Source organism: Aestuariivirga sp., from assembly GCF_046093005.1.
Lineage (GTDB): Bacteria > Pseudomonadota > Alphaproteobacteria > Rhizobiales > Aestuariivirgaceae > Aestuariivirga.
Map to the genome: position 1 here is coordinate 1 of NZ_JBJTER010000067.1, position 4,291 is coordinate 4,291.

The window sequence follows — 4,291 nt, forward strand, 5'->3', positions numbered from 1 at the left end:
GCCGCGGGTCAAGTCAGGGACTTCTCCTTTCTGGTTTTCGGCTTCGTCGAACTGGCTTTGAAGCGGAAGCTGTCGTTCCCGGTTTCAAGGATGTGGCAGTGGTGGGTGAGGCGGTCGAGGAGTGCGGTTGTCATCTTGGCATCGCCGAACACGCCAGCCCATTCACTGAAGCTGAGGTTGGTGGTGATGACGACACTGGTCTGTTCGTAAAGCCTCGAGAGCAAGTGGAATAGCAGCGCCCCGCCCGAGGGGCTGAAGGGCAGGTAACCGAGCTCGTCGAGGATGACGAGGTCAAGCTTGGACAGCCTGTCAGCCAGCTGCCCTGCCTTGTTCATGGCCTTTTCCTGCTCGAGCGCATTGACCAGATCGACGGTCGCGAAGAACCTGACCTTCTTGCGGTGATGCTCGACGGCCTGGGCGCCGAGGGCGGTGGCGATGTGGGTCTTGCCGGTGCCCGGCCCGCCGATGAGAACTACGTTGTGGGCGCCCGCCATGAACTCGCCAGCATGCAGCTGGCGAACCAGGGCTTCGGCGACCTCGCTGGAGGCGAAGTCGAAGCCGGTCAGATCCTTGTAGGCCGGGAACCGGGCGGCCTTGATCTGGTAGGCGACGGAGCGGACCTCGCGTTCAGCAAGCTCGGCCTTGAGCAGCTGCGACAGGATGGGGACAGCCGTGTCGAAGGCAGGCGCCCCCTGTTCGATGAGGTCGCTGACGGCCTGGGCCATGCCGTACATCTTGAGCGAACGCAGCATGACCACGACGGCGGCGCTGGCGGGATCATGACGCACGGTTGACCTCCTTTCTGCGCAAGCCATCGTAACGGGCGGTATTGGCCTTCGGCTCGAGCCGCAGGCTCAGCGCCTGTGGCGCATCGATCGGTGTCGGCGTCCCCGGCTTGCCGTCGATCAGCCGGTGCAGGAGGTTCAGGATATGGGTCTTGGTGGCAATGCCGGCGTCCAGAGCCATCTCGACCGCGCAGAGCACGGCCTGCTCATCGTGCTGCAGGACAAGGGCGAGAATCTCCACCATCTCCCGGTCACCCCCGGGCCGCTTGAGCAGATGGCCCTGCAGCTGCCGGAAGGCGTCGGGCAGATCGGCAAAGGGTGCTCCGTTGCGCAGGGCACCGGGCTTTCGCTGGATGACCGCAAGATAGTGCCGCCAGTCATAGATTGTCCGCGCCGGCAGGTGGTGGGATCGTTCGATGACCCTGGTATGCTCGCACAGCACCTGGCCCTCGGCGGCAATGACGATCCGCTCCGGGTAAATCCGCAAGCTCACCGGCCGGTTGGCGAAGGAGGCCGGCACGCTGTAGCGGTTCCGCTCGAAGTGTACCAAGCAGGTCGGGGACACCCGCTTGCTGTGCTCCACGAAGCCGTCGAAGGGCCGCCCCAAGGGCATAAGGCTCAGGACTTCATCAGCATGCGCCTCGGCAACGGTGCCGGGCAGGATGCCATTCTGGATATCCCTCCACTGCATGACGCAGCGCTCCTCCAGCCAGGCGTTCAGGGCGGCGAGGTCAGCAAACCGCGGCATCGGCTGCCACAGCCGTCGCCGGGCATCCTGGACGTTCTTCTCGATCTGCCCCTTCTCCCAGCCCGAGGCCGGATTGCAGAACTCGGGCTCGAACAGGTAGTGGCTGGCCATGGCTGAGAACCGGGCGTTGACCTGCCGGGCCTTGCCTGACCCGATCCGGTCCACGGCGGTCTTCATGTTGTCGAAGATCCCGCGCCGCGGGACCCCGCCCAGAACGCGGAACGCCTGGGTCAGGGCATCGAACAGCATCTCGTGGGTCTGCAGCAGATAGGCCCGCACGATGAAGGCCTTGCTGTGCGACAGCTTGGTGTGCGCCACCTGCAACTTGACCCGTTCATTGCCGAGGACTGCAAAGTCCTCGCTCCAGTCGAACTGGAAGGCCTCTCCCGGCGCAAAGGCCAGCGGCACGAAGGTGCCCCGCCCACTCGTCTGGGCGTCCCGCTGGCGCTCCGCCTTCCAGGCCCGCACAAACGCCGCCACCCGGCCGTAGGAGCCTCGATAGCCCAGCTTGACCAGATCGTTGTGCATCTGCCGCGCCGTGCGCCGCTGCTTGCGAGACTTGCCCGCCTCCACCCTGAGCCACGCCTCGAGCCTGTCGGCAAAAGGGTCCAGGTTGCTCGGCCGGTCGGGAACCTTGAACTTCGGTTCCACGGCACCAGACCTCAGGTACTTGCGGATGGTATTGCGCGACAGCCCTGTCCGCCGCTCGATCTCCCGGATCGGTATCTCCTCGCGAAGATGCCAACGTCGGATAATGCTCAAAAGTGCCATGTCGATCACTCCGTGATCCCCCGGTCCAATTGCCAGGGGGAAGGTCAGAACATGGGTCACTTCTCAGTGGAAACTTGTGCCCCTCCCGGGTCAACTCTCAGTGCAAATCAACACCTGAAGCGCTCCGGGTTGTTTGTCCACTGTTTGCAGATGAACTCGTACGGCGTGAGCCCCTTGAGGGTCTTGAGCCTCCGGCCAAAGTTGTAGGCGGCAATGAAGTGATCGAGATGATTTCTGAACTGGGCGTGATCGTCGTAGTGATAGCGCTTGACCGTCGCTTCCTTGATCGTCCGGTTCATTCGCTCGACCTGTCCATTGGTCCAAGGATGCATCGGCTTCGTCAGCCGGTGTTCGATGTCGAGATCGGCGCATGCCGCATCGAAGGAATGGCAACGGAAGGCAACTCCTTCTGCCCGCATCGTCTTGATATCTGAGACCAGCCATCCGTCACCGGTTGGGTCAGTGAAGTGCGTACCGTTATCGGTCAAAATGGTTTTGATCTTGTATGGAACAGCGTCAGCAAGGTTGCGAAGGAAGTCCGCTGCGACCCGGCGTGTCGCCCTGCTGTGAAGCTCAACAAACGCGAACTTCGACGTCCGATCGATAGCAACGACGAGATAGAGTCTGCCCTCGGCAGTCTGCACTTCGGCGATATCAATATGGAAGAAGCCGATCGGATAGGCCTTGAACTTCTTCTTGGTGACCTTCTCACGCCCGGCATCGGGTAGGTGGCTGATGCCATGGCGCCGCAGACAGCGATGCAAGGATGAGCGCGTAAGGTGCGGAATAGTCGCCTGCAGTGCATAGAGGCAATCATCAAGAGGCAGAAGTGTATGCCGGCGAAAAGTCACGATAACCGCTTCTTCCTCTACCGTAAGAACTGTCGACTTGGGATCCCGCGGTCCCGTCCTCTCGTCGGCAACAAAACTCCGGTTGCGCCACTTGGCCACGGTCTTTTGATTGATGCCGTAGCGCTTCGCCAGGGCTCTCAGGCTCTCTGGACTACGCTGTATTGCTCGACGGACCGCCTCAGTCGTTGTGGCGCTTCCATGAAGAACCTGGCCCATAGTGCCTCCTTCCACGCTGGGGAGAAGATTGCACCATCAAATCCTGGGATCAAACATCTAACGCCCACGCCTCCGATGTTGCCGGTGAGCGACACAGTCAGTTGGCCGCCATCGGACATCGCCATGATGCCAGCCGTGACCGCCAGTTGTAATGTCGATTTGCGAGCTATAATACGAGCGCGCATAATAGATGCCCCGCGCGTATTCTGACGTGATGTTTCCCGTCATGTTGATCGAGATATTGGCAGAACTGCTCGTATCGGCGGTGATGCCGTTTGCGGCGACCGGACTTGGGCCACATCCTGGCCTTCCGCGACAATGTTCGCGCTGCCGGAAATGACGATGTTTCCAGCACTTTCCACGCTCATGTTGGCATATATGCCGGCCTGCTTGGAAGTGATGGTTCCCTCACTGGCTGTGATTTCAATATCGCCATTTGCTGTGGATAGCGCAAACACGCCAAAGCTTCCGGACGAATCAGTATCGCCCGCTGTTGTGACAATTATGTCTCCCGGCAAGCTGGTGGCGCGGATGCCGCGGCGGAACCGAAAAAGGCTGACCGGCACCGCCGCGACAGCTGTGGCAAGTCCTCAGAACCCGATGCGGAGCCGGAGGCCGCCGGCGTGGCTGTAGGTGGTCTCGCCGAAGCTGCCGTCATAGTAGACCCGCAGCGAGTTGCCTTCGGCGTTGAACACGTCAATCCCCGCCGAGATATCGAAGGTCACCGGGTCAAGTTCCGTCTTGGTGACGAAGACGGATGGTTCTTCCGGCGTATCCATGAACTGCGACGACAGGCTGAACTGCGAGTCGCCATAGAAGGTGGCGCCGAGTTGCAGCATCGGGCGGAAGATCAGGCCGTCCTCCGTCTCCCACTGCCCGCCCATCTCGATCCGCGGCGTCACCGAGAACAGGTTTTCCGT

4 protein-coding genes and 1 pseudogene are annotated in these 4,291 nt (G+C 61.3%); all 5 read right to left on the reverse strand.

Going from position 1 to position 4,291, the window contains the following annotated elements; translation table 11 throughout:
- Positions 1-8: 8 nt before the first annotated feature.
- Positions 9-788, reverse strand: coding sequence for an IS21-like element helper ATPase IstB (istB, locus tag ACKOED_RS05590; protein ID WP_408915596.1), 780 nt, complete (start codon positions 786-788; stop codon positions 9-11).
- Positions 778-2,304 (reverse strand): IS21 family transposase, encoded by a 1,527-nt coding sequence (istA, locus tag ACKOED_RS05595; protein WP_408915599.1) that lies wholly within the window; start codon positions 2,302-2,304, stop codon positions 778-780. The genes istB and istA overlap by 11 nt, the downstream gene beginning before the upstream one ends.
- Before the next feature lie 107 nt (positions 2,305-2,411).
- Complete coding sequence (locus tag ACKOED_RS05600) at positions 2,412-3,371, reverse strand: IS481 family transposase (protein ID WP_408915597.1); 960 nt, start codon at positions 3,369-3,371, stop codon at positions 2,412-2,414.
- Positions 3,372-3,595: 224 nt separating this feature from the next.
- Positions 3,596-3,937 (reverse strand): hypothetical protein, encoded by a 342-nt coding sequence (locus ACKOED_RS05605; protein ID WP_408915598.1) that lies wholly within the window; start codon positions 3,935-3,937, stop codon positions 3,596-3,598.
- A gap of 24 nt (positions 3,938-3,961) precedes the next feature.
- Positions 3,962-4,291, reverse strand: a pseudogene (locus tag ACKOED_RS05610) (hypothetical protein); the annotation flags it as partial.